At 63.8% G+C, this 26817-nt stretch carries 24 protein-coding genes and 1 other RNA gene; 9 read left to right on the top strand and 16 right to left on the bottom strand.

The annotated features are described in order from the left end of the window. Positions 1–14: 14 nt before the first annotated feature. The 16 genes from AC1DN9_RS09225 to gyrA form a co-directional block, all read right to left on the bottom strand. Positions 15–293: a K+/H+ antiporter subunit F gene (locus AC1DN9_RS09225; RefSeq protein ID WP_478099330.1), complete on the bottom strand. Its 279-nt coding sequence runs from the start codon at positions 291–293 to the stop codon at positions 15–17. Continuing rightward, a complete protein-coding gene (locus tag AC1DN9_RS09220; RefSeq protein WP_478099584.1) occupies positions 290–781 on the bottom strand; it encodes a Na+/H+ antiporter subunit E in 492 nt (163 codons plus the stop codon). The genes AC1DN9_RS09225 and AC1DN9_RS09220 overlap by 4 nt, the downstream gene beginning before the upstream one ends. Further along, positions 781–2481, bottom strand: a complete 1701-nt coding sequence (locus AC1DN9_RS09215; RefSeq protein WP_478099328.1) for a monovalent cation/H+ antiporter subunit D — start codon at positions 2479–2481, stop codon at positions 781–783. Before AC1DN9_RS09215 ends, AC1DN9_RS09220 begins: the two co-directional genes overlap by 1 nt. Further along, positions 2478–2831 carry a Na+/H+ antiporter subunit C gene (locus AC1DN9_RS09210; RefSeq protein ID WP_478099326.1) on the bottom strand — a complete coding sequence of 118 codons (354 nt, stop codon included), beginning with the start codon at positions 2829–2831 and terminating at the stop codon, positions 2478–2480. The genes AC1DN9_RS09215 and AC1DN9_RS09210 overlap by 4 nt, the downstream gene beginning before the upstream one ends. Then, positions 2831–5776: a monovalent cation/H+ antiporter subunit A gene (locus AC1DN9_RS09205; protein WP_478099324.1), complete on the bottom strand. Its 2946-nt coding sequence runs from the start codon at positions 5774–5776 to the stop codon at positions 2831–2833. Before AC1DN9_RS09205 ends, AC1DN9_RS09210 begins: the two co-directional genes overlap by 1 nt. Before the next feature lie 157 nt (positions 5777–5933). Beyond that, positions 5934–6275: a ComEA family DNA-binding protein gene (locus AC1DN9_RS09200; protein ID WP_478099322.1), complete on the bottom strand. Its 342-nt coding sequence runs from the start codon at positions 6273–6275 to the stop codon at positions 5934–5936. A gap of 106 nt (positions 6276–6381) precedes the next feature. Beyond that, positions 6382–7566, bottom strand: coding sequence for a lipopolysaccharide assembly protein LapB (gene lapB / locus AC1DN9_RS09195; protein WP_478099320.1), 1185 nt, complete (start codon positions 7564–7566; stop codon positions 6382–6384). Further along, on the bottom strand, positions 7556–7876 hold the full coding sequence (locus AC1DN9_RS09190) for a LapA family protein (RefSeq protein WP_478099318.1): 321 nt from the start codon (positions 7874–7876) through the stop codon (positions 7556–7558). Before AC1DN9_RS09190 ends, lapB begins: the two co-directional genes overlap by 11 nt. 32 nt (positions 7877–7908) lie before the next feature. Next, the gene (locus tag AC1DN9_RS09185) at positions 7909–8226 is read right to left on the bottom strand and encodes an integration host factor subunit beta (RefSeq protein ID WP_478099316.1); all 318 of its coding nucleotides are present in this window, start codon (positions 8224–8226) and stop codon (positions 7909–7911) included. A 68-nt stretch (positions 8227–8294) separates the two neighbouring features. Then, positions 8295–9983, bottom strand: coding sequence for a 30S ribosomal protein S1 (gene rpsA, locus AC1DN9_RS09180; RefSeq protein ID WP_478099314.1), 1689 nt, complete (start codon positions 9981–9983; stop codon positions 8295–8297). 167 nt (positions 9984–10150) lie between these two features. Beyond that, positions 10151–12145 (bottom strand): bifunctional 3-phosphoshikimate 1-carboxyvinyltransferase/cytidylate kinase, encoded by a 1995-nt coding sequence (locus tag AC1DN9_RS09175; protein ID WP_478099312.1) that lies wholly within the window; start codon positions 12143–12145, stop codon positions 10151–10153. Between the two features lie 66 nt (positions 12146–12211). After that, the gene (locus AC1DN9_RS09170) at positions 12212–13075 is read right to left on the bottom strand and encodes a prephenate dehydrogenase (RefSeq protein ID WP_478099311.1); all 864 of its coding nucleotides are present in this window, start codon (positions 13073–13075) and stop codon (positions 12212–12214) included. 10 nt (positions 13076–13085) lie between these two features. Then, positions 13086–14204, bottom strand: a complete 1119-nt coding sequence (gene pheA, locus AC1DN9_RS09165) for a prephenate dehydratase (RefSeq protein WP_478099309.1) — start codon at positions 14202–14204, stop codon at positions 13086–13088. 19 nt (positions 14205–14223) lie between these two features. Continuing rightward, positions 14224–15345 (bottom strand): 3-phosphoserine/phosphohydroxythreonine transaminase, encoded by a 1122-nt coding sequence (gene serC, locus AC1DN9_RS09160; RefSeq protein ID WP_478099307.1) that lies wholly within the window; start codon positions 15343–15345, stop codon positions 14224–14226. Then, a complete protein-coding gene (locus AC1DN9_RS09155) occupies positions 15342–15938 on the bottom strand; it encodes a DUF2059 domain-containing protein (protein ID WP_478099305.1) in 597 nt (198 codons plus the stop codon). The genes serC and AC1DN9_RS09155 overlap by 4 nt, the downstream gene beginning before the upstream one ends. Further along, the gene (gyrA, locus tag AC1DN9_RS09150; RefSeq protein ID WP_478099304.1) at positions 15935–18583 is read right to left on the bottom strand and encodes a DNA gyrase subunit A; all 2649 of its coding nucleotides are present in this window, start codon (positions 18581–18583) and stop codon (positions 15935–15937) included. Before gyrA ends, AC1DN9_RS09155 begins: the two co-directional genes overlap by 4 nt. Positions 18584–18807: 224 nt before the next feature. On the opposite strand from gyrA, the gene ompA reads away from it, so the two are divergent. From ompA to AC1DN9_RS09105, 9 genes are all read left to right on the top strand, one after another. Beyond that, positions 18808–19452: an outer membrane protein OmpA gene (gene ompA, locus AC1DN9_RS09145; RefSeq protein ID WP_478099302.1), complete on the top strand. Its 645-nt coding sequence runs from the start codon at positions 18808–18810 to the stop codon at positions 19450–19452. 143 nt (positions 19453–19595) lie between these two features. Beyond that, positions 19596–20315 (top strand): bifunctional 2-polyprenyl-6-hydroxyphenol methylase/3-demethylubiquinol 3-O-methyltransferase UbiG, encoded by a 720-nt coding sequence (gene ubiG, locus AC1DN9_RS09140; RefSeq protein ID WP_478099300.1) that lies wholly within the window; start codon positions 19596–19598, stop codon positions 20313–20315. Then, positions 20312–20983, top strand: a complete 672-nt coding sequence (gene gph / locus AC1DN9_RS09135) for a phosphoglycolate phosphatase (RefSeq protein WP_478099298.1) — start codon at positions 20312–20314, stop codon at positions 20981–20983. The genes ubiG and gph overlap by 4 nt, the downstream gene beginning before the upstream one ends. A 12-nt stretch (positions 20984–20995) precedes the next feature. Further along, positions 20996–21382: a transfer-messenger RNA gene (ssrA, locus tag AC1DN9_RS09130) on the top strand. 130 nt (positions 21383–21512) lie between these two features. Beyond that, positions 21513–23201, top strand: coding sequence for a gamma-glutamyltransferase (gene ggt, locus AC1DN9_RS09125; protein WP_478099583.1), 1689 nt, complete (start codon positions 21513–21515; stop codon positions 23199–23201). Beyond that, the gene (locus AC1DN9_RS09120; protein WP_478099296.1) at positions 23201–23926 is read left to right on the top strand and encodes a 16S rRNA pseudouridine(516) synthase; all 726 of its coding nucleotides are present in this window, start codon (positions 23201–23203) and stop codon (positions 23924–23926) included. Before ggt ends, AC1DN9_RS09120 begins: the two co-directional genes overlap by 1 nt. A 78-nt stretch (positions 23927–24004) precedes the next feature. After that, complete coding sequence (locus AC1DN9_RS09115) at positions 24005–24973, top strand: YVTN family beta-propeller repeat protein (RefSeq protein ID WP_478099582.1); 969 nt, start codon at positions 24005–24007, stop codon at positions 24971–24973. Then, positions 24960–25757 (top strand): polysaccharide deacetylase family protein, encoded by a 798-nt coding sequence (locus tag AC1DN9_RS09110; RefSeq protein ID WP_478099294.1) that lies wholly within the window; start codon positions 24960–24962, stop codon positions 25755–25757. The genes AC1DN9_RS09115 and AC1DN9_RS09110 overlap by 14 nt, the downstream gene beginning before the upstream one ends. A 31-nt stretch (positions 25758–25788) precedes the next feature. Continuing rightward, entirely contained in the window at positions 25789–26760 is a 972-nt protein-coding gene (locus tag AC1DN9_RS09105; protein ID WP_478099292.1) for a sterol desaturase family protein, read from the top strand. Positions 26761–26817: the final 57 nt, after the last annotated feature.

Genomic DNA, 26817 nt, shown 5'->3' with positions numbered 1-26817 from the left:
TGAAGCTCCCTTCATCATTCGATCACCTCGCCCCGGAGCAGGAATTTCGCCAGCGCCGTCGAGCTCACGAAGCCGAACAGCGCGATCAGCATTGCGGCCTCGAAGTAGACGTTGCTTGTATAGACGATGCCCAGCACCAGCATCATGAGCATCCCGTTGATATAGAGGCAGTCGAGCGCCATCACGCGGTCTTGCGCGGTCGGACCAACAAGCAGGCGGGCGACGGCGCAGGCCATGGCCACTGCGAGCAAGAACAGCGCGAGCTTGAGCGCCCAGAACAGGATCGGCGTCATGATTTGAAGATCTCCATCAGCGGACGTTCGTAGCGGGCCTTGACCATGGCGATGAAGGCCTGTTCGTCGGGTTCATGGAACAAGTGGATCAGGAGGCTCGAGCGGTCGAACGAAACCTCGCCCCATGCCGTGCCAGGGGTAAGGCAGATGATCATCGCGAGCATTGCCAGCGCGTTCGGATCACGCACATCGAGCGGCACGCGCACGAAGCACGGCTTCATGTCGGCGTTGCGCCGCGTCAGCAGCAGACGTGCCACCGTCAGGGCGGAAACGACCATGTCGTAGAGCACCAGGCCGCTCAACCGCAGCGCAAGGCCCGGCCGGTGCATCTTGACGGTCGAGGGCCTGAGGGACTGGGTCAGCAATGGCACCGCGAAAGCAAGGATCGCGGCGAGCAGCAGCGTCGCGGGATCCAGCGACTGGTTGAGCAGCACCCATACGACGAAGAGTCCCAGCGACAGCGGCGGCGATGGCATCCAGCGTTTCATCATTTCGCGGCTCCGGGTGGGGCGGGCGGACTTGGAACCTCGCGTGCGCCGAGCACGGCGGCGCGGTATGCAGTGGGGGTGCGCAGCCCTTCGGCGGTGGAGGCTGCGTGATGCATCACCGGCCCTGCCCAGAAGGTCAGCGCGAAGCAGGCCGCGAGCAGCGCTGCAACCGGCAGTACCTCGAGCGCGGGCAGTGCGGGCAGGGTTGCATGTGCCTGGGTCCAGAAATGCCGGATGCCCGTGCGGCTCAGCGCGATCAGCGTGAAGAAACCCGAAACGAGCAGCAGCGCCATGAAGGTCCAGGCCGCGGGAGTGATCTGCGCGGCACCGAAGAGGCCCGACAGCATCGCGAACTTGCCGACGAATCCGGAGAGCGGCGGCAGCCCCGCCAGCAGGATCGTGCAGCCGACGAAACCGAGCCCGAGAAAGACAACGCCCGCGGGGATGGCCCGGCCATAGAGGGCCTGCGCGTTGTCGTCGAGGTTCACATCGTCCAGCCTTCGCAGGTCCTCGGACAGAAAAGGCGCATCGCCGGACACTTCGTGCGGCGCGATGCTCATGCCCGCATTGCGCCATCGCTCGATCATGTCGATCAGCAGGAAGAAGGCGCTCACCGCGAGCGTCGAGCTCAGCATGTAGTACAGCGCCCCGGCCCACATGGCCGGCCGACCGAAGCCGATGGCCGCCAGCAGCGTCCCCGCCGAAACCAGCACGCTGAAGCCCGCGAGATTCGACAGCCGCTGCGTACCGACGATGCCGAGAGCGCCCACGAACAATGTCGCAAGACCGATCGTGACCAGCACACCTTGCCCGAATCCGGCGGAAGCGCCGGTGTCGGGCGCGAACATCACCGTCCACAGGCGCAGCAAGGTGTAGATGCCCAGCTTGGTGAGCAGGGCGAACACCGCGCCCACCGGCGAAACGGCGGAACTGTAGGCCGGCACCAGCCAGAAGTTGAGCGGCCAAGCCCCGGCCTTTGCAAAGAACGCCGTCGCGAGGATGGCCGCCGCTGCGTGCACCAGCCCCCGATCGGCCGGAGCGATCTGGGCGATGCGCACGCCCAGGTCGGCCATGTTCAATGTGCCGGTCACGCCATAGAGCAAAGCGGCGCCGATCAGGAACAGCGACGAAGCGGCGAGATTGATCGCAATGTAATGAAGGCCCGCGTGCACGCGCAGCCGGCCGGAGCCATGCAAGAGCAGGCCATAGGAGGCGGCGAGCATCACTTCGAAGAAGACGAAGAGATTGAAGAGGTCGCCCGTGAGAAAGGCGCCGTTGAGGCCCATGAGTTGCAACTGGAGCAACGGGTGGAAATGCACGCCTGCGCGGTCCCACCGCGAAGTCGAATAGATGGAGGCCGCGAAGGCGACCACGCCGGTGAGCGCGACCATCATCGTCGAGAGACGGTCCGCGACGAGCACGATGCCGAAGGGCGCATGCCAGTTGCCCGGCAGATAGACGCCGATCGATCCCGGCCCGCCGCCGGTCGCGGGTGCGTTGACCCAGCGCAGCAGGGCGAGCGCCGCCAGGAGGCCGATCAGGCCGGACACGACGCTCAGGGCTGACTTTGTGCGCCGGCGCTGTTCGCCGAGCAGCAGCATCAGGGCTGCCGTCAGCATGGGCACCAGGATCGGTACTGCGATCAGGTGCGGCATGCTGAATTCGAGCAGCCGGTCGACCAGATTGAAAAAGCCGGTCATTCCTGCGTCTCCCGGCGTTCTTCACCATCCACGTGGTCGGTTCCGGTCAGCCCGCGCGAGGCCAGCAGGACGACGAGGAACAGTGCCGTCATCGCGAAGCCGATCACGATCGCCGTGAGCACGAGCGCCTGCGGCATGGGGTCCGCGGTGTTGGCGAGCGTGGCGGCGATGCCGGGTTCGAGCACCGGTTCGCTGTCGACCTTGAGCCGGCCCATGCTGAAGATGAAGAGATTGACCGCGTAGGAGATCAGCGTGAGCCCCATGATCACCTGGAAGGTCCGCGGGCGCAGCAGCAGATACACCCCCGAGCCTGTGAGGATGGCAATGGCAATGGCGAGGACGACTTCCATCAGGCTGCAGCCCCCTCTGCATCGGCCGTGGCACGGGCGGCTTCCTTTTCGGCCTGTTCGTCGGACCAGCGGTGGCTGCGAATCGATTGGTGGGCGAGTGCAGTGAGGATCAGCATCGTGGCGCCGAGCACCAGCGCGAACACGCCCATGTCGAAGAACAGCGCGCTGGGGACATGCACCTCGCCGAGGATCGGCAGATGCACGTGCGCCGTATGCGTGGTGAGGAACGGATAGCCGAGCACGATGGCGCCGCCACCCGTCGCCAGCGCGAGCAGCAGGCCGACGGCGATCCAGCGCCTCGGGTAGATGCGCAGATGCTCTTCCACCCACTCGGTGCCGGAGACGATGAACTGAAGCAGCAACGCGACGGACATCACCAACCCGGCCACGAAGCCGCCGCCGGGCTGGTTGTGGCCGCGCATGAAGAAATAGACGGAGACCAGTACCGACAGCGGCAGCAGCAGGCGCACCAGCACGGCAGGAACCATCAGGTAGCCGACGGCGGTGTCCTTGGCGCGTCGTGGATTGAGCAGATCGGTGTTCAAGTCGTCGGCCAGGAGGCGCTGTTGCAACGGCAGCGCCATCGATTCGGGCGCCGGACGGAACCGGCGCAGCAGCGCATAGACCGTCAGGGCGACCACGCCCAGCACCGTGATCTCTCCGAACGTATCGAAGCCGCGGAAGTCGACCAGCATCACGTTGACCACGTTCGTGCCTCCCCCGCGGGTCAGCGCGCGCTCCAGAAAGAAGGTTGAGATGCTCTGCGGGAAGGGGCGCGTCATCATCATCCAGGCGATCGAGCCCAGGCCGGCGCCTGCAGCGATCGCAATGAACATGTCGCGTCCTCGCCGTCCCCAATGGCGCAGCCGGCCGCGCGCCGGTTCGGGCATGGCGGTGCGCATCGGAAGCCACCGCAAGCCCAGCAGGATCAACACCGTCGTCACGACCTCGACCACCAGTTGCGTGAGCGCGAGATCGGGCGCCGAGAACCAGATGTAGGTGATGCAGCACACCAGTCCTGCACCCGACGCCAGCATCAGCGAAGCGAGCCGATGGAACTTGGCTTGCCATGCGGCCGCGACGGCACAGGTGCAGCCGATGAGCCAGGTCATCGCGAACATGGGCGAGAAGGGGAGCAGTTCGCGCGACCCGCTCCCGGCCGGCGTGAAATGAAGTGCCGCGCCCGCACCGGCGATCGCGACTCCGACGAGCAGGAGCAATTGCATCTGCAGGCGCCGGGTGCCCAGCAAACGCCGCCCGCGACGGCCAGCTTCGCTGAGACGCGCGAGCAGGTTCTCGAAGATGCGCTGCCCGTCGAAGCGATGCAGCAGCGGCGTGGTCTCGAACGCGCCGCGTGCGCGCCCGCGGCGTTGCAGCAGGTAGATCACCACGCCGCCGAATGAAGCGATGAGGCTCATCGCCAGCGGTTGATTGAACCCGTGCCACACCGCCAGGCTGTATTCGGGCAGTTGGCCGCCGACGACCGGTGTGGCGGCCGCGGCGAGAAAGGCGCCGACTGCCCACGCCGGCGCCACGCCGACCACCAGGCAGATCAGCACCAGCAACTCGACCGGCACGCGCATCCAGTGCGGGGGCTCGTGCGGTTGCTTGGGCACGTCGGGGGGAGCGCAAGGCGGGCCGAAGAACACGTCGAACACGAAGCGCAACGAATACGCGACGCTGAACATGCCGGCGAGCGTCGCCAGGACGGGCAAGCTCATGCTGACCCATGGCGTTGCGTCGACGAAGGCGACCTCGGCGAAGAACATTTCCTTCGACAGGAAGCCGTTGAGCAGCGGGACCCCAGCCATGGCTGCGCTCGAGATGATCGCCAGCGTGCCGGTGATCGGCATCAGCTTGAGCAGCCCGCTGAGCTTGCGAATGTCGCGCGTGCCGCTCTCGTGGTCGATGATGCCGGCCGCCATGAAGAGCGACGCCTTGAAGGTCGCGTGGTTCATGATATGGAACACTGCCGCGACCGCCGCCAGCGGGCTGTTGAGGCCCAGCAGCAAGGTGATGAGCCCGAGGTGGGAAATGGTCGAATACGCCAGGAGCGCCTTGAGGTCGCGCTGGAACATCGCCACATAGCCGCCGAGCAGCAGCGTGATCGCGCCGGCGCCGCTCACCATCCAGAACCATTGCTCCGTGCCGGAAAGCGCGGGCCACAGGCGTGCCATGAGGAACACGCCGAGCTTCACCATCGTGGCCGAATGCAGATATGCCGAAACGGGCGTGGGTGCCGCCATCGCGCGCGGCAGCCAGAAATGAAAGGGAAACTGCGCGCTCTTGGTGAAGGCGCCAAGCAGCACCAGCACGAGTGCGATGGGATAGAGCCGGTCCGCGCGGATCTGGTCACCCGCGGCCAGCACTGCGTCGAGTTCATAGCTGCCGACGATCCGCCCCAACAGCAGCACGCCGCCCAACAGGCAAAGTCCGCCTGCACCGGTGACGGTGAGCGCCATGCTCGCGCCGCGCCGCGCATCGCGCCGATGGTGCCAGTAGCCGATCAGCAGGAACGAGAAGAGGCTGGTGAGTTCCCAGAACAACACCATCTGGATGAGGTTGCCCGAAAGGACCACGCCCATCATCGATCCCATGAACGCGAGGAAGAACGAGAAGAAGCGCGGCACCGGATCGGACGACGACATGTAGTAGCGCGCATAGAGCACCACCAGCGTGCCGATGCCCAGCACGAGCATGCAGAACAGCCATGCGAAGCCGTCCAACCGGAACACGAGGTCCAGGCCGAGTGCCGGTAGCCACTCGATCTGCTCCCGGATCACATGGCCGCTGGCGACCGTCGGGAAGAACCAGGCTGCCTGGATCGCACATCCCAGCGCAACGAGGCCGGCCAGCGTCGATTCCCGGTTGCGCGCATTCGACGGCAGCAGGGCCGCGACGACGCTGGCGACAAAAGGGAGAGCGACGAGAAAGACAAGGGGCATTGCGATCAATTCTATCGATCGACCCCTGAGCGATCGCTTGCATGGCGACCGAGGTGAGCACGGACCGACCCATCGCCCGGCTTTACAGCGATGACAAATGAAAAAGGGCCGCCTGAGGGCGGCCCGTGCTGCGATGCGTCAATGACGCTCTACGCGCTTACTTCTTGGCCGGTTCTTTCGCGGCTGCGGTATCGGTCTTCTTCGGCTCGTCCTTCACCGCGTGTTCGGCAGCATGGGGGAAGGCTTGACCGTTGATCGTGAGGCCTTCGCCCGACAGCTTGGCAGCCGACTTTTCCTTCACGCCCTTGACCCGGCTCATGAAGTCGGGCCAGTCCTTGAACTCGCCCTGCTTGCGCTCGTCGAGGATGCGCTTGGAAAGGGCAGGGCCCACGCCCTTCAATCCATCGAGGTCCGCTTCCGTTGCCTTGTTGGCATCGACTGCAGCCCAAGAGGCGACCGCGAACAGCATGGCCGTGGCGGCCAAGATTTTCTTCAACATTTAAAACTCCCTGACATTGTTTTATGAGAAACGCCTTTGGCGCCCCGCCGCATGCCGAATGCGTGCGGCGCAGCGATGATAGCGGCAGTCTGCGCCGATCTGAACTTCAGAGCTCTTCGACGCGGCGAGGCGGGTAGCTGTCCCACGCCTGGCAGCCCGGGCAGTGCCAGAAGTACTGGTGCGCCTCAAAGCCGCATGCCGCGCATCTGTAGCGCATGAGCGGTCGCGTGGCCTGGTCGAGGGAGCGCTGCACCTGCGGATGGAACTGCTCGTGTTCGAAGCGCTCGCCGGCGAGCCAGCGCGATGCGGCCACCAGGGATGGGTGGTGCGCCAGGTGGGCGATATAGCCGTCGCGTGGCTCCGGCGTCGCGACGTCGTTGGATCGCGCATCGTCAGGCAAGGCGGGCGCGCCGCCCAGGGCGATGATCGCTTCGAGTACGTCGATCGACGGTGAGGCGACATAGCGGCGCTGAAGCAAGGCCAGCGCCTCGCCGGAGCGCTGGGATGCAACCGCTGCTTGTTGGAGCATCGCGGCATAGAGGGGCAGCGCCAACGGAGCGCTTTCGCTGAGCGCCTTGAGCGTGTCGAAGGCCGCGGCGGAGTCGCCATTGCGCAGTTGCAGGGTTGCGGTGTCGATGGCGGGGCGAGGGGCTTGGGGGGCCAGCGCCACCGCCTGGCGCAGCAGTTGCGACGCCCCGTCGAGATCGCCGGCCGCGACGCGCTCGGCGGCCTGTTCGCACAGGTGATGGGCGCGCCGCGTGCTGTAGCTGGCTTGATCGGATTCGTCGAGCTTCTGCGCCACGGCCGCAGCTTGGGCCCATTCGCGCGAGCGCTCGTAGATGGCGAGCAGCGACAACCGCGCCTCGTTCTCGTAGCGTGTGCCTTCGAGCTTCTGGAGTGCCGCTTCCGCGCGATCAAGCAATCCGGCGCGAAGGAAGTCCTGTGCCAGCGCATGTTGCGCGCGGTCGCGGTCTGCTCGGCTCAGGTCGCCACGGCCGAGCAGGTGCTCGTGCACGCGCACGGCGCGCTGGTATTCACCGCGCCGGCGGAACAGGTTGCCGAGCGCGAAGTGCAACTCCTGGGTGTCGGGATCGTTCTGGACCGCCTCGATGAATGCATCGATGGCTTGGTCCTGCTGCTCGTTCAACAGAAAGTTGAGCCCGCGAAAGTAGGCCTTGGGCGCCTGTCGGTTCTCGATCTTGAGTTGCCTCAGGTCGAAGCGCGAAGCAAGCCAACCGAGAACAAATGCGATGGGGAGGCCGAGCAGCAACCAGCTGAGGTCAAAGTCCATGTTGGCGTACGGCGGGTAGGTCTGTGGCTGCGACGGCAGCAGGGGCGGGCGCGGCGGATGCCGGTGCGGGAACAGCCGGGGCGGCGGGTAACTGAGCCGCCGCGCTGCGATGCTTCCACCAGCCCGGCAGCATGCCGAGGGCACCGACCACGAGGCCGCCGGCAAAGGCGGCGAGCACCACCAGTACGAGTGGAGCGCGCCATGACGCGCCGAAGAAGAAATAGACGGTTGCGTCGTGCTGGTTGTTCAGCGCGAAGGCAAAGAGGGTAAAAAAAATGGCTGCCTTGAGCAGCCACAGGAGATATTTCATTCGCGTCCCCGTTGGCGGGGGAATTCTATGCTTCAGACGCGCTTGCGTTTCTCGGCGTCGAGTTCCGCGGTGCGGGCATCGACCGCCTCCCGCAGTGCCTTGCCAGGCTTGAAATGCGGTACGCGCTTTTCGGGAATCTGAACACTCTCGCCCGAACGCGGATTGCGCCCGATGCGCGGAGGGCGCCGATTCACAGTGAAGCTGCCAAAGCCGCGAATCTCAATGCGATGCCCGCGCACCAGTGCGTCGCTCATCGCGTCAAGAATGGTCTTGACGGCGTATTCGGCATCGCGGTGCGTCAGCTGCGCAAAGCGCGCTGCGAGTTCTTCGACAAGGTCGGAACGGGTCATGGCAAGGAAATGAGGAGACAAAAAAAAGACAGAGCGACCCGAGGGCCGGCTCTGTCTTCCGGTGCGGCTTACTTGTCGCTGTTGTTGTCCAGCTTGGCACGCAGCAGAGCGCCCAGGCTGGTCGTGCCGGCGTTTTCGCGGGCCGACTGCTGGCTCAGGCTGGCCATGGCGCCTTGCTCGTCAGCCATGTCCTTCTGCTTGATCGACAGCTGGATGTTGCGGGTCTTGCGATCCACATTGACCACCACGGCCGTGACTTCGTCGCCTTCCTTGAGCACGTTGCGTGCATCTTCCACGCGGTCGCGGGAGATTTCGCTGGCGCGCAGGTAGCCGATGATGTCTTCGCCGAGGTCGATTTCAGCGCCGCGGGCGTCCACGGTCTTGACCTTGCCGGTGACGATCTGGCCCTTGTCGTTCACGGTCGTGAACGTCGTGAACGGATCGCTGTCGAGCTGCTTGATGCCGAGGCTGATGCGCTCGCGGTCGACGTCGACAGCCAGCACGATCGCTTCGACTTCCTGGCCCTTCTTGTAGTTGCGAACGGCGGTTTCGCCAGCTTCATTCCACGAGAGGTCGGACAGGTGAACCAGGCCATCGATGCCGGCAGCCAGACCCACGAACACGCCGAAGTCGGTGATCGACTTGATCGGGCCCTTGACGCGGTCGCCGCGCTTGGTGTTCTGCGCGAACTCTTGCCACGGGTTGGCCTTGCACTGCTTCATGCCCAGGCTGATGCGGCGCTTGTCTTCGTCGATTTCGAGGACCATGACTTCGACTTCGTCGCCCAGCGAGACGATCTTGTTCGGAGCGATGTTCTTGTTGGTCCAATCCATTTCGGAGACGTGCACCAGGCCTTCGATGCCGGGTTCGAGTTCAACGAACGCGCCGTAGTCGGCGATGTTTGTGACCTTGCCGAACAGGCGGGTGCCCTGCGGGTAGCGGCGCGAAACGCCCATCCACGGGTCGTCGCCCATTTGCTTGAGACCCAGCGACACACGGTTCTTTTCGGTGTCGAACTTGAGGATCTTGGCGGTGATTTCCTGGCCGGCCTGGACCACTTCGCTCGGATGGCGAACGCGGCGCCATGCCATGTCGGTGATGTGCAGCAGACCGTCGATGCCGCCGAGGTCGACGAACGCACCGTATTCGGTGATGTTCTTGACGACACCGCGCACGACTGCGCCTTCCTTCAGGGTTTCCATCAGCTTGGCGCGTTCTTCGCCCATGCTGGCCTCGACAACGGCGCGGCGCGAGAGCACCACGTTGTTGCGCTTGCGGTCGAGCTTGATGACCTTGAATTCGAGGGTCTTGTTCTCGTAGGGGGTCAGGTCCTTGATCGGACGCGTGTCGATCAGCGAACCCGGCAGGAACGCGCGGATGCCGTTGACCAGGACCGTGAGGCCGCCCTTGACCTTGCCGCTCGTCGTGCCGGTGACGAAGTCGCCGGATTCGAGCGCCTTCTCGAGCGCAAGCCACGAAGCCAGACGCTTGGCGGTATCGCGCGAGAGGATGGTGTCGCCGTAGCCGTTTTCAACGCTGCCGATGGCAACGGAAACGAAATCGCCGGCCTGGACTTCGAGTTCGCCCTTGTCGTTCTTGAACTCCTCGATCGGCACATACGCTTCGGACTTGAGGCCCGCATTGACCACGACGTGGTTGTGCTCGACACGCACGACTTCGGCGGTGATGACCTCGCCGGTGCGCATTTCGGAACGCTTCAGGGATTCTTCGAATAGGTCGGCAAAAGATTCAGACATTGTGTTTTCCTTCCGTCACGCAGGGTTTGCAGGCGCTCATGCAATATTGCTTGCGACTGACTTGTCTGGAGACGGCGGTTGTTGGGGCTGATAGCCCGGTTGGGGTTAAACAACCAGCAAGCCGGTGCGCTGTCGCGCGGCGGGGACCTGCTGGACCGAAATGCCGTTCAGGATGACCCGAACGGCTGTGCTTCCTGCCACCAGTGCAGCACCTGTTCGACCGATTGCTCGACCGTTTGATGCGAGTTGTCCAGGAGGCGGGCGTCAGGCGCCGGCTTCAGTGGCGCGACGCTGCGGGATGAATCCCGGAGATCACGCGCTTCCAAGTCGGCGCGAAGACTGTCAAGTGTAGTCGAAATACCCTTTGAAATCAATTGCTTATACCGCCGCTCGGCCCGGTGAGCGGCGCTGGCGGTGAGGTAGACCTTGAGCTTCGCATCGGGAAAGATCACCGTGCCCATGTCCCGGCCGTCGGCAACCAGTCCGGGCAGCCGGCGAAAGCTTCTTTGCAGCCCCAAGAGGGCCGCGCGCACGGCCGGCAGGGCCGACACGCGGGAAGCGTCCATGCCTGCAGTTTCAGTTCGGATGGCATCGCTGACATCCTCGCCGGCGAGCAGGACCTTGCCCTCGCTGAAGACGAGCGGCAGGGATGCGGCGAGCCCGGCGATCCGGGACTCGTTTGAGGCGTCTGCTTCCAGGCCGCCGCGGCGCGCCGCGAGCCCGGTCACCCGGTAGAGCGAGCCGGAGTCCAGATAGTGGTAGCCGAGGCCGCGCGCCACTTCGATGGTGAGCGTCCCTTTCCCGGAGGCGGTCGGGCCGTCGATGCAAATCACCGGAACCTCAATCGCTTTGGCGACCGAGAACAGCGTCTCGAAGTAATCGGGAAAGGTTTTCGCGACGCAATGCGGTTCGAGAATTCGAACAGGCACGCCTGCCGGATTGAATGCGGCAAGGGAGAAACACATGGCCACCCGGTGATCGTCGTACGTGCGGATGTTCGCCGCGCGCCAATCAGGCGCGGCCAGCGGATGAACGCGGATGAAGTCGGGCCCGTCTTCGACTGTGGCACCCAGCTTTCGGAGTTCGTTCGCCATCGCGTCGATCCGATCGGTTTCCTTCACTCGCCAACTGGCGATGTTGCGCAGGGTGCTTGGACCGTCGCCATAAAGCGCCATCACGGCCAGCGTCATCGCCGCGTCAGGGATGTGATTGGCGTCGATGTCGATCGCCTTGAGCGGCCACGGGTCGCGCGAGACAGCGAGCCAGTTGGGGCCGCTTTCGATGCGTGCGCCCATCTGCCGGGCGGCTTCGACAAAGCGGATGTCGCCCTGGATCGAGTCGGCGCCGACGCCTTCTACGCGGATGCCCGAACCCTTCGCGATCGCGCCGAGCGCGATGAAGTAGCTGGCCGACGAAGCGTCGGCTTCGACGTGGATGTCGCCGGGCGATCGGTATCGGCTGCCGGCCAGAATGGTGAACCGTTGCCAACCCTCGCGCTGCACTTCGATGCCGAAGCGGGAGAGCAGGTTGAGCGTGATCTCGATGTAAGGCTTGGAGATCAGCTCACCGACCACTTCGATCACGATGTCGCGTCGTGCCGCCAGCGGGAGGGCCAACAGCAATGCGGTGAGGAATTGGCTGGAGACGTCGCCGCGTACGCGTATGGGCGCGTCGACCTGAAGTGCGTCGACCGCGACCGGATGGATGGCAAGCGGCGGATAGCCCGGATTGCCGAGGTAGTCGATTCGGCAGCCGAGCTGGCTCAGGGCATCGACCAGATCGCCGATCGGCCGCTCGTGCATGCGCGGGACGCCCTTCAGTTCGAACTCGCCGCCGAGCAGTGCAAGCGCAGCGGTCAGCGGGCGCATGGCTGTTCCCGCATTGCCGAGGAACAGTGAGGCTTCTGCCGTGCGCAACGTCCCGCCGAGCCCTTCGATTCGCAGGGTGTTTCCGGCTCGCTCGATGTCGCAGCCGAGCGCCGCCAGGGCGTCCAGCATCACACGGGTGTCGTCGGAGTCGAGAAGGTCGTGGACAGTGGTCGTGCCGCTGGCGAGCGCGGCCAATAGCAGAACACGGTTCGAGATGCTCTTGGAGCCCGGCAGGCTGACGGTGCCGGACGCGGTCGCGAGCGCCGGGATGTCGAGGAATGGGGTCGAGAACATGTCAGTCTTCCAACGCGCGAATGCGCGGTTCGGGACGCATGGACAGGACGCGTCCGGAGGTGGGCGTCATTCTCCAGGCTGCCACTGCGCGCGTATGCGGCTTGCCGAGGTGATGGCGTCTTCAAGCGCCTGCGAATCGCCCGACGCCACCAGAGCTTCGAACTGCCGCAGGGCGTCGCGGAAAGCTTGCGATTGGAGCAGGACCTGCTCGCGATTCGCGAGCAAGACATCGCGCCAGACGGCTGGATCGCTGGCTGCGATGCGCGTGAAGTCGCGAAATCCGGGACCGGCAAGCTCCAAGTGGCGCTCGCCATGGGAGTGTGCCGCGAGGGCCGTCGTGAATGCGAAGGCGATCAGGTGCGGCAAGTGGCTGACGGCGGCGAAGGCGGTGTCGTGCGCTTCCGGCGTCATCGTCTCGACTTTGGCACCGACTCCGGTCCAAGCCTGGGTGGCCCGCTGGACATTCGATCGCAGCGTGGCCTTGATCGGCGTGAGCACCACCTTGCGCCCTTTGTACAGGCCGGCATCGGCATGCTCGACGCCCGCGACCTCCTTGCCGGCGATCGGGTGCGCAGGCACGAACGCGCCGAGTTGGTCCTGGAGGCCCCGTCGGGCTGCTTCGATCACGTCGCCCTTGGTCGACCCCACATCCATCACGAGCATCTGATCGGTGATGCCGTGGCGGATCGCCTTGAAGGTCTGCTCGGACGCCCCGACCGGCACCGCGATCAAGACCAGATCGGCGCCCGATACCGCCAGCAGGGCGGACGGCGCGGCCACGTCGATCACACCCATCTGCCGTGCCCGCTCGGTCGTGGATGGCGACTTGCTGTAGCCGACGACGCGCTTGACGAGCCGTGCCCGCTTCAGGGCGAGCGCGAAGGACCCCCCCATCAATCCGCAGCCGATCAGACCCAATTGCTCGAACATCGTCTGGGCCTCAGGCGGTGACTGGATAGGCGCCGATGACTTTGTAGAACGCGCAGAGTTTGCGCAGTTCGGTGAGTGCGGCGGCGACGTTCGGCTGGGTCGGGTGCCCATCCAGGTCGATGTAGAAGTAGTACTCCCACTGACCGGTGCGCGCCGGACGCGATTCGAAGCGGGTCATCGAGACGTTGTTGGCCTTGAGTGGCACCAGCAGATCGTGGACCGCGCCGGGGCGGTTGGGCACCGAGACGACCAGGCTGGTGCAATCCCGACCCGACTGGGGCGGCATCGCCAGGGTTTGCGGCAGGCAGATGACGGCGAAACGCGTTCGGTTGTAGGAGTCGTCCTGGATCGCATGCGCCACGATGTGCAGCCCGAACCGCGTTGCGGCACGTTCGCTCGCCAATCCCGCCCAGGCCGGATTGGTGGCAGCGAGCCTTGCGCCTTCGGCATTGCTGGAGACTGCCCGCCGTTCCGCATTGGGCAGATGCTTGGAAAGCCAGGTCTGGCATTGGGCGAGGGCTTGCGGATGAGCGAGCACCGCTTCAATGCCGTCGAGCGAATTGCTGGAGCGCAGGAGGTGGTGGCGCACCAGCAGGCTGACCTCCCCAACCACATGGGTGGGGGAATGCAGGAACAGGTCGAGCGAGCGGGTAACGACGCCTTCGGTGGAGTTCTCGACGCCGACGACGCCGTACTGCGCGCTCCCGGCGGCGGTGGCGTGAAAGACTTCGTCGAAGCTGGCGCAATAGATCAAGTCGGCCGCGCCGCCGAAGTACTCGACGGCTGCCTGTTCGCAGAATGTGCCTTCGGGGCCGAGCACTGCGACGCGCTGCGGTGATTCCAGCGCCAGGCAAGCCGACATGATTTCGCGCCAGATGGCAGCGACATGCAGCGCCTTGAGCGGGCCGCCGTTGCTCTTCTGCATCTTCTCGATCACTTGCGCGACGCGATCGGGGCGGAAATAAGGCGTGCCCTCGCGCTTCTTGACCTCGCCAACCTGTTCCGCGACGTGGGCGCGCCGGTTCAGGAGGTCGAGAAGTTGCTGATCGAGCGAGTCGATCTGCACGCGCAGATCGGCAAGGCTGGAGGAGGTATCCGGTGTCGAGGATTGGGGAGCAAGTGCAGTCATCGGTCAGGTGCGCGTGCGTCTACGCATGCGACCGCTCGAATTCTCGCATGTAGCTTACGAGAGCCTGCACGCCTGCCAACGGCAGGGCGTTGTAAATGCTTGCTCGCATGCCGCCGACCGACTTGTGGCCCTTGAGCTGAAGCAGCCCTGCATCGCGTGCGCCGGCAAGGAAGGACTCATTGCGGCTTTCCTCGCGTAGGAAGAAGGGCACGTTCATGCGAGAGCGGCAAGCGGCATCGACCTTGTTGTCATAGAAAGACGAGGTGTCGATGAAGTCGTAGAGGAGGCGCGCCTTTTCCATATTGCGTGCTTGCATCGCTGCCACGCCTGCGAGGTCGCCCTCGGTCTGCTGCCGCAGCCATTGGAAGGTCAACCCAGCGATATAGATGCCCCATGTTGGCGGGGTGTTGTACATCGAGCGGTTGTCGGCGACCGTCTTGTAGTTGAATGCGCTGGGGCAGATCTCGAGCGCATGCCCGAGGAGATCGTCCCGGACGATCACGATCGTCAGGCCCGCCGGTCCCAGATTCTTCTGGGCGCCACCGAAGGAGAGTCCGACACGGGACCAGTCCACCGGCCGCGAAGCCACGTGCGACGAAAAGTCGATGACCAGCGGCGCCTTGCTGCCGAGCGCCGCGAGATCGGGCAATTCGTGGAATTCGATGCCGTTGATCGTCTCGTTGCTGCAGACGTGGACGTACGAAGCGTCGTTCGAGAGCCGCCAGCTTGCCGGATCGGGAATCCGGGTGTGCTGATCGGCGGCGTTCGTGGCGGCGATGTTCGCCTTGCAATAGCGCAACGCTTCCCTTTGGGATTTGGCGCTCCAACTGCCGGTGACCACGAAATCGGCACTGGTACCGCGCGAAAGATTCAGCGGCACGATGGCGTTCTCGCCGAGACCGCCGCCTTGCATGAAGAGAACATGGAAATGTTCCGGCACCGCCAGCAAAAAGCGCAGGTCCGCTTCAGCCTGCGCGCAGATGGCACCGAACTCCTTGCCGCGATGGCTCATTTCCATCACGCTCATGCCGCTACCCTGCCAATCGAGCATTTCGGAAGCCGCGCGTTGAAGCACCGCCTCCGGCATCGCGGCCGGCCCTGCTGAGAAGTTGTACGGGCGCGGCCCTGCCGGCTGCGTCACTTCTTGGCGGGCGCCTTGGCCGGCGCTGACTTGGCGCCAGGAGCCGGGGCTCCTCCAGCAGCGCCGCTCGTCGGTGCGCCCAGCGCCTTGGCGACGCTGCTGTCGAGCGCAACCATCTTCGGCTCGATGGTTGAACGGGTCTCTGCCACCAGCTTTTCCGTGAGGGCGGTCTGCAGCTTCGGATTGAGTTCCTGGTATTTCTTGCTCAGCGGCGAGCTGATCCAGGCAAGCAACTGCTTCAGTTCGTCTTCGCTGAAGTTCTGCTCCATGAGCGGGCCCAGTGCTCCAGGCGCGAGTTGGAGCGCCTTGTCGCGCACGATGGGATAGGCGTCGTCGAAGTACTTCTTGAGTTCCGCGTCAGCAGCCTTGGCTGCCGCTTCCCGCTTTTCGGCAGGGACCTGCGTCTGCAGGTACTGCGAGCCGGCCTGTGCAATAGGCGCGCTCGACTGCTCGACCAATCCGCGCGCAAGCGACTCGATGCCAGGTCGTTGCAGGTCGATGAACTGCTTGACCAGCGCCGCCTTGTCCTGGGCCATGGCCAGCGAACTGCCGGCGAGCGCGACCGTCAGGAGCGCGAGTTTGATTTTTTTCACTGAGGATTCTCCGTTGAAGATGATGGGGAAGCGTCGTCGGCGCCGGAATCGCTCTCGACATTCGCGTCATTCTCGACGATGCGCTGCAGCCCGCTGAGCTTTGCACCTTCGTCGAGGCCGATCAGCGTGACGCCTTGCGTCGCACGCCCGAGTTCGCGAATTTCGGAAACGCGGGTGCGAACGAGCACACCCTTGTCGGTGATGAGCATGATCTCGTCGTCGGCATGCACGAGAGTCGCCGCCACCACCTTGCCGTTACGTTCACTCTGTTGAATTGCGATCATGCCTTTGGTTCCGCGGCCATGACGCGTGTACTCGGTAATGCTTGTGCGTTTTCCGTAACCGTTTTCCGTGGCAGTGAGGACGCTCTGTTCCTCGTCTTCCGCCACCAGCATCGCAATCACGCCCTGGCCGTCTTCCATGGTCATGCCGCGAACGCCGCGGGCATTGCGGCCCATGGGACGAACGTCGTTCTCGTCGAAGCGCACGGCCTTGCCGCCGTCCGAGAAGAGCATCACATCGTGCGCACCGTCGGTCAGCGCGGCGCCGATCAGGTAGTCGCCCGGATCAAGATCCACAGCGATGATGCCGGCCTTGCGCGGGTTGCTGAATTCGTCGAGCGCCGTTTTCTTGACGGTGCCCATGGAGGTCGCCATGAACACGTATTGATTGGCCGGGAAGGTGCGCTTCTCGCCGGTCAGCGGCAGCACGACGTTGATTTTTTCGCCTTCCTGCAGCGGGAACATGTTGACGATGGGGCGGCCGCGCGAGCCGCGCGAACCGGCGGGCACTTCCCATACCTTGAGCCAGTACAGCCGGCCACGGTTCGAGAAGCACAGGATGTAGTCGTGCGTGTTCGCGATGAAGAGCTGGTCGATCCAGTCGTCCTCTTTGGTTGCGGTGGCTTGTTTGCCGCGACCGCCACGTCTCTGGGCGCGGTATTCGCTCAGCGGCTGGCTCTTGATGTAGCCGCTGTGCGAGAGCGTCACGACCATGTCCGTCGGCGTGATCAGGTCTTCCGTCGACAGGTCGAAGGCGCTGTGCTCGACCTGGCTGCGGCGCGCGCCGAGCTTGCTTTGACCGAACTCCTGCTTGATCGTCGTGAGTTCGTCGCCAATGATCATCGAGACGCGTTCGGGCTTGGCGAGGATGTCAAGCAGGTCGTCAATCTCCGCCATCACGTCCTTGTACTCGGCGACGATCTTGTCCTGCTCCAGGCCCGTCAGGCGCTGGAGGCGCATCTGGAGGATTTCCTGGGCCTGCGTGTCGGAAAGCTTGTAGAGGCCGTCGTTGCCCATGCCGAATTCGCGGTCCAGCCCGTCCGGCCGATAGTCGTCGGCGTTGATCACGCCGCCATCAGCGCGGGTTCGGGTGAGCATTTCGCGCACCAGCTTGCTGTCCCAGGCGCGGCTCATGAGTTCGGCCTTGGCGACCGGCGGCGTCGGCGCGTTGCGGATGATCGCAATGAACTCGTCGATGTTGGCGAGGGCGACCGCCAGGCCTTCGAGCACGTGTCCGCGCTCCCGCGCCTTGCGGAGCGTGAAGACCGTCCGACGCGTCACGACTTCGCGCCGATGCTGCAGGAAGACCTCGATCAGGTCCTTGAGGTTGCAGAGCTTCGGCTGGCCGTCCACGAGCGCCACCATGTTGATGCCGAAGGTGTCTTGCAGTTGCGTCTGCTTGTAGAGGTTGTTCAGGACGACCTCGGGTACTTCGCCGCGCTTGAGCTCGATCACCAGGCGCATGCCCGACTTGTCGGACTCGTCCTGGATATGACTGATGCCCTCGATCTTCTTCTCGTGCACAAGCTCGGCCATGCGCTCCTGCAACGTCTTCTTGTTGACCTGGTAGGGCAACTCGTCGACGATGATCGCCTGGCGCTGGCCTCGGTCGATGTCCTCGAAGTGGCACTTGGCCCGCATCACGACCTTGCCGCGGCCGGTCCGGTAGCCATCCTTGATGCCGTTGATGCCGTAGATGATCCCGGCGGTCGGGAAATCCGGGGCAGGAACGATCTCCATCAGGTCGTCGATGCTGGCGTCCGGATGACGCAGCAGGTGAAGGCAAGCGTCGACGACCTCGTTCAGGTTGTGCGGCGGAATATTGGTCGCCATCCCGACCGCGATACCGCCGGCGCCATTGACCAGCAGATTGGGCAGTTTGCTCGGTAATACCAAAGGCTCTTTTTCGGAGCCGTCGTAATTCGGTCCGAAATCGACGGTTTCCTTGTCGATATCGGCCAGCATTTCGTGGGCAATTTTGGCGAGCCGGATCTCGGTATATCGCATCGCGGCCGCCATATCGCCATCGACCGAGCCGAAATTCCCCTGGCCGTCGACCAGCATGTGGCGCATGGAAAAGTTCTGCGCCATCCGCACGATGGTGTCGTAGACCGACTGGTCGCCGTGCGGGTGGTACTTGCCGATGACGTCGCCCACGATACGGGCGGACTTCTTGTAGGGGCGGTTCCAGTCGTTGTTCAGCTCGTGCATCGCATACAACACGCGCCGATGCACCGGTTTGAGGCCATCCCGGGCGTCGGGGAGGGCGCGCCCCACGATCACGCTCATGGCGTAATCCAGATAGCTACGGCGCATTTCCTCTTCGAGGCTGATGGGGAGTGTTTCTTTGGCGAACGAGGTCATGGGCGGCGGGCTGACGGCAAGGAGGCGAAATTTTACGCTGTGGACGGTGTCGCACCGCCGCAACACAAGGCCGGTATTCCGCCTCCGTCCTACGCTTCAGGGGCGTCTGGCGGCCTGTTTGCGAAAGACCCTATGGCACAATCGCCTCAACGTTTTGGGTGGTGGTCACTTAAAGCGTCCTTGATTCGCAGCGCGGCTGCGGCTTTTTCCCCAAGAGGAGAACCATGAAGAAACTGAATAAAGTGGCGATGATGTTTGCAGTCGCTGCGCTCGCCACTGCCGCCGGCGCGCAGACCCGTGTCACCGCCGCAGATGGCGGCCCGGCGATCGACAACTGGCAAAACGGCACTGGCGAACTCGTTTGGAAGAACGGCACCAATGAACTGTGCTGGCGCGATGCCAACTGGACGCCCGCAACGGCCGCCGCTGGTTGCGACGGTGCTCTGGTTCCGGCCGCTCCTGCTGCAGCTCCGGCTCCTGCTCCGGCACCGGTTCCTCCTGCAGTCGCTGCATCGAAGGTTACTTTCGCTGCTGACGCCTTCTTCGACTTCGACAAGTACGTCCTCAAGCCTGAAGGCCGCGCCAAGCTGGACGACCTGGTCTCGAAGATCAAGGACGTGAACCTCGAAGTGATCATCGCAGTCGGTCACACCGACTGGATCGGTACTGTTGCCTACAACCAGAAGCTGTCGGTCCGCCGCGCTGAAGCCGTCAAGGCCTACCTGGTCTCGAAGGGCATCGAAAAGAACCGCGTCTACACCGAAGGCAAGGGCAAGAGCCAGCCGATCGCTGACAACCGCACTGCCGAAGGCCGCGCCAAGAATCGTCGCGTGGAAATCGAAGTGGTTGGTACCCGCCCCAACAAGTGATTCGCAAGAATCGCTAATGAAACCCCGCCTCGGCGGGGTTTTTTTATGGCTGCGCGCGATGCAGTCATTGCAGTATTGCGCTTCACTCAGTTCGAATCCTGATGCAGTCGGGCGGCGAATTCGAGCCGATTCATAATCGACACATGACCGATACCGTGAATGCCGATCCGGCTGAACTTGCCAAATTCTCTGAACTCGCGCATCGCTGGTGGGACGTCGAAAGCGAATTTCGACCTCTGCACGAAATTAACCCATTGCGACTTGAATGGATTGACGGTATAGCGCCGATCGCGGGGCGCCGAGTGCTCGATGTCGGATGCGGTGGCGGGATTCTGGCCGATTCGATGGCGCGCAAGGGTGCGGAGGTCCTCGGCATCGATCTGGCCGACAAAGCCCTCAAAGTGGCGCAGTTGCACGCGCTGGAGGCTGCCACTCGAGGTGTGAAGTACCGGTCGGTCAGCGTCGAGGCGCTGGCTGCTGAGCAGTCCGAGAGCTTCGACGTCGTTACCTGCATGGAAATGCTCGAGCACGTGCCTCAGCCTGCCTCGGTCGTCAAGGCGTGCGCCGATCTCGTCAAGCCGGGCGGGTGGGTGTTCTTCTCCACCATTCACCGGAACCTGAAGTCGTTCCTGCTCGCGATCGTCGGTGCGGAATACGTCCTGGGCATGCTGCCGCGTGGCACGCATGAGTATCAGAAGCTGATCCGACCAAGCGAACTGGCTGCCTATTGCCGGGCCGCCAATCTCGATCTGCGCCGAACGTGTGGCCTGGAGCACAACCCCGTGACTCGACGCTACTGGCTCAGCAATGACACCAGCGTGAACTACATGTTCGCCACCCAGAAGCCGGCAAGGGTTCAATGATGGGGGCGCGAGGCACGCTAGCGGTCCTGTTCGACCTTGACGGCACGTTGATCGACAGCGCCCCGGATCTCGGTGCAGCGGCCGACCAGATGCGCACGGACAGGGGAATGGCTTCGCTGCCGCTGGACCGCTACCGGCCGATGGCCGGTGCCGGTGCAAGGGGCATGCTGGGTGTGGCTTTCGGCATCACGCCGGATGCGCCCGAATTCGTACCCTTGCGCGAGGAGTTCTTTCTGAACTACGAAGCCCGGATGCTGCGGAACACCCAGGTCTTTGCCGGCGTGGCCGAGCTCGTCGAGGCGCTCTGCGCGCGTGGATTGCAGTGGGGTGTGGTGACGAACAAGTCGGTTCGATTCACGGAGCCGCTGACGCGGGCGATCCCCCTGTTCGAAACGGCCCGGGCGATTATCAGCGGCGATACGACCCCGTTCGCGAAGCCCCATCCCGAGCCGTTGCTCGAGGCAGCGCGCCGTATTGGCGTTGCGCCGGAATCCTGTGTCTATGTGGGTGACGACGAGCGCGACATCATGGCGGGCCGCGCCGCCGGGATGCGAACGGTCGCGGCCACGTACGGCTACATGGGCGAACAGGCGGAGGTTGCGCGCTGGGATGCCGATGCAGCCATCTCTTCGCCGATGGAACTCTTGCAACTGCTTAAACAGGCCTAAAATGATTCGCTTGGGGCTGCACTGGTTTCGACGTGGGTTCGGAATCGCAGCGGGGCATGTCGAGCTGAATGCGCTCGTAAAACAGATTCAAACAAACTAACTGCAAACGACGAACGTTTCGCACTCGCCGCTTAATTGCCGGTGAGCTTTGCAACAGCAGGCCGATGGGCTGGGCAAGGGGGCACAGAGCAATCTGACGCCTCCCGGCTGCAAAGATAATCTACATGGGCTGGCTCCAATCCGGGTACCTTGGGTCGGGGCGAGAAAATAGGGTGCTGGCGGCCGATGTAGCGTGCGACTGCGCGACACCGGTGGCGAGACCTAAATCAGATCGCTAAACATGTAGATCTGCGCGAAGAAGGCTGACGGACGGGGGTTCAAATCCCCCCAGCTCCACCATACAAGACCACGGGCGCCATGGCGCGAAAAACATGGCACCCGAAGCGTCGCTGAAAGAACCTTCCAATACTCGGGCAAAACAATGAGACAACTTGAGTGGACTTTGGCTCTCCGCATCACCGTCGCGGCGATGCTTTCGCTGGCCGGATCGGCCCAACTTCACGCGGCCTCGCAGGCACCCGTCGCTGCGGAAAACGGGATGGTGGTGAGCGCGCAGCACCTGGCGACGCAAGTCGGCGTCGATGTGCTCAAGCGCGGTGGCAATGCGATCGATTCGGCGGTTGCTGTTGGCTACGCGCTGGCCGTGGTCTATCCGGCGGCAGGCAATCTCGGCGGCGGCGGGTTCATGACCGTGCAACTGGCCGACGGCCGCAAGACTTTCCTCGACTTTCGCGAAAAAGCGCCTCTTGCTGCTACGGCCGACATGTACCTCGACAAAGACGGGAATGTCATCAAGGGGTTGAGCACGAACGGGCATTTGGCCGTGGGTGTGCCCGGCACGGTGTCCGGCCTCGAATTCGCGCGTGAGAAGTACGGCACGATGAAACGCGCCGCACTGATCAGGCCGTCAATTGCCTTGGCAGAGCGCGGCTTCGCGCTCGAGCAGGGCGATATCGACATGTTGACGACTGCCACTGCAGACTTCAAGAAGGACCCGGTTTCCGGGGCGATTTTCCTGAACAGGGGCGAGCCTTTCGTGGTCGGCCAGAAGCTGGTGCAGAAGGATCTGGCAAGAACCTTGAAAGCCATCAGCAACCACGGCGTCGATGGTTTCTACAAGGGCTCGGTGGGCAATGCGATCGTGGCATCGAGCCAGGCCGGCAAGGGACTCATCACCCAAGCGGATCTGGACCAGTACAAGACGCGCGAATTGCCGCCGGTCGAATGCGACTACCGCGGCTACCACGTGATCTCGGCGCCTCCGCCGAGTTCGGGGGGCGTGGTGATCTGCGAAATGCTGAACATCCTCGAGGGCTATCCGCTCAAGGATCTGGGCTTTCGGTCTGCCCAGGCCGTGCACTATCAGATCGAGGCGATGCGCCATGCCTACGTCGATCGCAACAGTTATCTGGGCGATCCCGATTTTGTGAAGAACCCGCTCGACAGACTGCTCGACAAGGGCTACGCCGAGAAGGTCCGGGCAGTGATCGATCCCAACAAAGCCGGCATCTCGAAGGACATCAAACCGGGCGTTCCACCGCATGAGGGCAGCAACACCACCCACTACTCGATCGTCGACAAGTGGGGCAATGCGGTCTCCGTCACTTACACGCTTAACGACTGGTTCGGCGCCAAGGTCACGGCGGCAGGCACGGGTGTACTCCTCAACAACGAGATGGACGATTTCACCTCGAAGGTCGGTGTGCCCAACCTGTATGGCCTCGTGCAGGGTGAAGCCAATGCCATCGCTCCGGGCAAGCGCCCGCTGAGTTCGATGAGCCCGACCATCATGACCAAGGACGGCAAGCCCGTGTTCGTCGTCGGCACTCCGGGGGGAAGCCGCATCATCACGGCGGTGTTGCACACCATCCTCAACGTGGTCGACTACGGCATGGACGTTCAGGAAGCCGTGGACGCTCCGCGCTTCCATCAGCAATGGCTACCCGACGTGACCAATGTCGAGACCTTCGCGTTGTCGCCAGATACGCGCAAGATCCTCATCGACATGGGCCATAACCTCGGCGTGCCTCAGCCGGCGAACCACGTGGCCGCGATCATCGTCGGCGCCCCTTCGCTGGGCGGCAAGCCGGTAGGCAACAACCGCTTCTACGGGGCCAACGACCCACGCCGCAATACGGGACTGGCGCTCGGGTACTGATGCAGATCGAGGAGATTCTCTATACGCAAGGTTTCGGGACCCGACGTGTCTGCGCAGGGCTGGTGCAACAGGGTTTCGTGACCGTGCGTGGCGCGGGGGTGCCGCCGGGGGAGGATCTCGCCATCGAGGATCTGCGTTTCACTGTGCAGGGCGCCGAGTGGGAATACCACGAGAAGGCCTACCTGATGCTCAACAAGCCGGCCGGCACCGAGTGCTCCCAAAAGCCGTCGACCTACCCCAGCATCTATACCTTGCTTCCGTCGCCGCTGCGCCTGCGGCCGAACAAGAGCGCCGTCCAGGGCGTGCAGGCGATAGGGCGGCTGGACCAGGACACCACGGGCCTGTTGCTGCTGACCGACGACGGCCAATTCATTCACCGGATGGGATCGCCCAAGCACCACGTGCCGAAGGTCTACGAGGTCACGACCAAGCATCCGATCGACGAGAAGCAGGTGTCTCGCCTGCTTGAGGGCGTCGTCCTGGACGACGATCCGAAGCCGGTGCGTGCCGCGGCCTGCGAGGCTCCCGGTCCGTTGCACCTCCGGCTGACCTTGACCGAGGGCAAGTACCACCAGGTCAAGCGCATGGTCGCCGCCGTGGGAAACCGCGTCGAGGCATTGCATCGTTCACGAATCGGTACTGTCGCGCTCCCTGAGGACCTTGCGCCCGGGTGCTGGCGATGGCTTGATTCAGCGCAAGTCGAAGCGTTGCGAAATACGCGATGAGGTCAGCCGGGGGAGGGTGTCGATCGTTAAAATCGCACAACCTCTTTCGGACCCTCTCCCTTGCGCTACATCCTCTCCCTGACAGGCCGCCTCGCGGCCTTTTTGTTTGTTTGTGCAGCGCTTCCGTCACACGCCGCCGAACCGCCTCCCATCTTCGTGCTGAATTCGCTCGACGCAACGGTCAGCGTGATCGATCCGGGCAATTGGACGGAAAAGGTCCGCATCCCCACGGGCAAGGAACCGCATCACCTCTACCTGACGCCGGACGAGAGTTCCCTCATCGTCGCGAACTCGGCGGGTGATTCGCTGACGTTCCTGAATCCTCGGACGGCCGAAGTGCAGCGCGTGGTCTACGGGATCATCGATCCTTATCAGCTTCGCTTTTCGCCGGACATGAAATGGTTCGTGACAGCGGGCAATCGCCTGAACCACGTCGATCTCTACCGCTGGGACGGCAAGGAGCCCAAGCTGGTGAAGCGAATCCCGACCGGCAAGACGCCCAGCCACATCTGGATCGACCCGAAGAGCACGACGGCCTACGTCACCATGCAGGACAGCGACGAGCTGATTGCCGTCGACCTTGCGACGCAGACCATCCGCTGGCGCACGCCGACCGGGCCGATGCCGGCCGACATCTTCGGCATTCATGACGGCAAGACCCTGCTGGTCGGACTGACCGGCGGCGACGGCGTGCAGGTGTTCGACGTGGCCGGGGCAGAGCCCAAGCTCGTCGGCAAGCTCCCGACCGGCAAGGGCGCGCACGCCTTCCGTTCGGCCGGCGACGGCCGCAGCGTTTTCGTGAGCAACCGCGTGGCCAACACGATCAGCCGCATCGATATCCAGAGCCTCAAGGTCACCGACACCTATCCCGTGCCGGGCGGTCCGGACTGCATGGATGTTTCAGCCGATGGCAGGACCCTCTTCGTGACCTCGCGTTGGGCCAAGAAGCTCAGCGTGGTCGACCTTGCCGGCCACACGGTGGCGCGGCAGGTCAATGTCGGCCGATCGCCGCACGGTGTCTGGACGCTCGACCATGCCAAGCCCTAAATTCACAGCTTCGTCGTTGCTCGTAACGACGGCCTTCCTTTGCACCAGCGCCGTCGCTCAGGGCACCTGCAACAAGCCGGTGTACCTGACCTTCGACACCGGCCACATGGGCGTCGCACCGCTCGTTGCCGAGGTTCTCAAGCGGCAGGACGTGCGCGTCACCTTCTTTGCCGCAGCGGAGCGGACCCAGACCGATGGCGACAGCCTGGACAGCCACTGGGCGCCGTGGTGGAAGGCGAGAGCGGCCGAGGGTCATGAATTCGCATCGCACACCTACGACCATGCGGTTTGGCGGGGCGACCTGAAGGGCGTCGAGCCGCGCTTCCGAATCAAGCCGACGGCCGGCGCGTTCGCGGGCCGGGAGTTCACCTGGGATGCCAAGCAGTATTGCGCCGACATCGCCAAGTCCAACGAGCGGCTGCAGGACATCACCGGCAAGAAGCCGTTGCCGCTCTTCCGTGCCCCGAGTGGCAAGACCTCGCCCAAGCTGCTCGAGGTCGCCAAGGCTTGTGGGTACGCACATGTCGGTTGGGCGCCGGCGGGCTTCCTTGGCGACGAATTGCCCAGCGAGACTTTCAGCAACGAGAAGCTGCTGCAACAGGCGCTCGACAGGATTCAGCCCGGCGACATTCTGCTGGCGCACCTGGGGATCTGGTCGCGCAAGGATCCGTGGGCGCCTGCGGATCTCGAACCGCTGATCGTCGGTCTCAAGGCCAAGGGCTTCTGCTTCGAGACGCTGCGTCAGCATCCTGCGTACCGCGACTGGATCGCGGCGCACTCCTGAACCTTCGGGCTTCGAATCGGATCGCATGCCAATGGACCGGCTCACCGATCTTTTCGCGACCATGCAGCAATGGCTGTTCGAGACGGCCGTGCAGCCGGCGGTCTACGCCATAGGCCTTGGCGGATGGGTCGAGGACGCTTTCGACGCCACGGGCTGGCTGCTGGTCGGACTCATCCAGATCGCGGTGCTGGTCGCGCTGATCGGGCCATTGCAGCGCTGGCGGCCCGCTGAACCGGTGGTCGACCGCCGTGCCATTCGCACTGACATCCTCTACACGCTGATCCATCGATTGGGCCTGTTCCGGCTGGCGATGTTCTTCGCGGTGGAGCCGTTGTTCGATGACCTGTTGGGCACTGCGCGCGCCGCCGGCTGGGGGACCATGCACCTCGACGAGCTGTGGCCTGGCGTAACCGACATTCCCTGGGTCGCATTCGCGATCTACCTGGTCGTGATCGATCTTGTCGAATATCTCATTCACCGGGGGCAGCATCGCTTCAAGTGGTGGTGGGCCCTCCATTCGCTCCACCATTCGCAGCGCCAGATGACGATGTGGAGCGACAACCGCAACCATCTGCTCGACGACGTCATCCATGACGCGATCATTGTCGTCGTCGCGCAGTTGATCGGCGTCGCGCCAGGGCAGTTCATCGCGATCGTGGCGTTCACGCAGCTCAGCCAGAGCCTGCAGCACGCCAACTTGCGGCTGGGTTTCGGCAAGCTCGGCGAGCGGCTCTGGATCAGCCCGCGTTTCCACCGCGTGCACCACAGCATCGGAATCGGACATGAATCGCACGGCCCGCGGACGCTCGGCGGACACAACTTCGGCGTGTTGTTGCCGTGGTGGGATGTGTTGTTCCGCACCGCGAACTTCGAGGAGCGCTACGACCCGACCGGCATTCGCGATCAGGTCGAGCCCGACGCCGAGGGTTGCGTCAGGGACTACGGCCGCGGCTTCTGGGCGCAGCAGTGGCTCGGCCTCAAGCGGCTGGCCGGACGGAGTTGAGAGCCCCGACGCTCCTCCGGCGCGCGGTTACTTCACACGCCCGCGTTATCCTCGGCA

It is taken from the genome of Variovorax sp. 05L425 (genome assembly GCF_056397705.1).
This window is presented reverse-complemented; position numbering and strand designations above follow the sequence as displayed.

Coding starts and splice junctions, on each gene's coding strand:
- AC1DN9_RS09225 (WP_478099330.1), bottom strand. CDS start 293: ATGACGCCGATCCTGTTCTGGGCGCTCAAGCTCGCGCTGTTCTTGCTC.
- AC1DN9_RS09220 (WP_478099584.1), bottom strand. CDS start 781: ATGAAACGCTGGATGCCATCGCCGCCGCTGTCGCTGGGACTCTTCGTC.
- AC1DN9_RS09215 (WP_478099328.1), bottom strand. CDS start 2,481: ATGACCGGCTTTTTCAATCTGGTCGACCGGCTGCTCGAATTCAGCATG.
- AC1DN9_RS09210 (WP_478099326.1), bottom strand. CDS start 2,831: ATGGAAGTCGTCCTCGCCATTGCCATTGCCATCCTCACAGGCTCGGGG.
- AC1DN9_RS09205 (WP_478099324.1), bottom strand. CDS start 5,776: ATGCCCCTTGTCTTTCTCGTCGCTCTCCCTTTTGTCGCCAGCGTCGTC.
- AC1DN9_RS09200 (WP_478099322.1), bottom strand. CDS start 6,275: ATGTTGAAGAAAATCTTGGCCGCCACGGCCATGCTGTTCGCGGTCGCC.
- lapB (WP_478099320.1), bottom strand. CDS start 7,566: ATGGACTTTGACCTCAGCTGGTTGCTGCTCGGCCTCCCCATCGCATTT.
- AC1DN9_RS09190 (WP_478099318.1), bottom strand. CDS start 7,876: ATGAAATATCTCCTGTGGCTGCTCAAGGCAGCCATTTTTTTTACCCTC.
- AC1DN9_RS09185 (WP_478099316.1), bottom strand. CDS start 8,226: ATGACCCGTTCCGACCTTGTCGAAGAACTCGCAGCGCGCTTTGCGCAG.
- rpsA (WP_478099314.1), bottom strand. CDS start 9,983: ATGTCTGAATCTTTTGCCGACCTATTCGAAGAATCCCTGAAGCGTTCC.
- AC1DN9_RS09175 (WP_478099312.1), bottom strand. CDS start 12,145: ATGTTCTCGACCCCATTCCTCGACATCCCGGCGCTCGCGACCGCGTCC.
- AC1DN9_RS09170 (WP_478099311.1), bottom strand. CDS start 13,075: ATGTTCGAGCAATTGGGTCTGATCGGCTGCGGATTGATGGGGGGGTCC.
- pheA (WP_478099309.1), bottom strand. CDS start 14,204: ATGACTGCACTTGCTCCCCAATCCTCGACACCGGATACCTCCTCCAGC.
- gyrA (WP_478099304.1), bottom strand. CDS start 18,583: ATGACCTCGTTCGCCAAAGAAACACTCCCCATCAGCCTCGAAGAGGAA.
- ompA (WP_478099302.1), top strand. CDS start 18,808: ATGAAGAAACTGAATAAAGTGGCGATGATGTTTGCAGTCGCTGCGCTC.
- ubiG (WP_478099300.1), top strand. CDS start 19,596: ATGACCGATACCGTGAATGCCGATCCGGCTGAACTTGCCAAATTCTCT.
- gph (WP_478099298.1), top strand. CDS start 20,312: ATGATGGGGGCGCGAGGCACGCTAGCGGTCCTGTTCGACCTTGACGGC.
- ggt (WP_478099583.1), top strand. CDS start 21,513: ATGCTTTCGCTGGCCGGATCGGCCCAACTTCACGCGGCCTCGCAGGCA.
- AC1DN9_RS09120 (WP_478099296.1), top strand. CDS start 23,201: ATGCAGATCGAGGAGATTCTCTATACGCAAGGTTTCGGGACCCGACGT.
- AC1DN9_RS09110 (WP_478099294.1), top strand. CDS start 24,960: ATGCCAAGCCCTAAATTCACAGCTTCGTCGTTGCTCGTAACGACGGCC.
- AC1DN9_RS09105 (WP_478099292.1), top strand. CDS start 25,789: ATGGACCGGCTCACCGATCTTTTCGCGACCATGCAGCAATGGCTGTTC.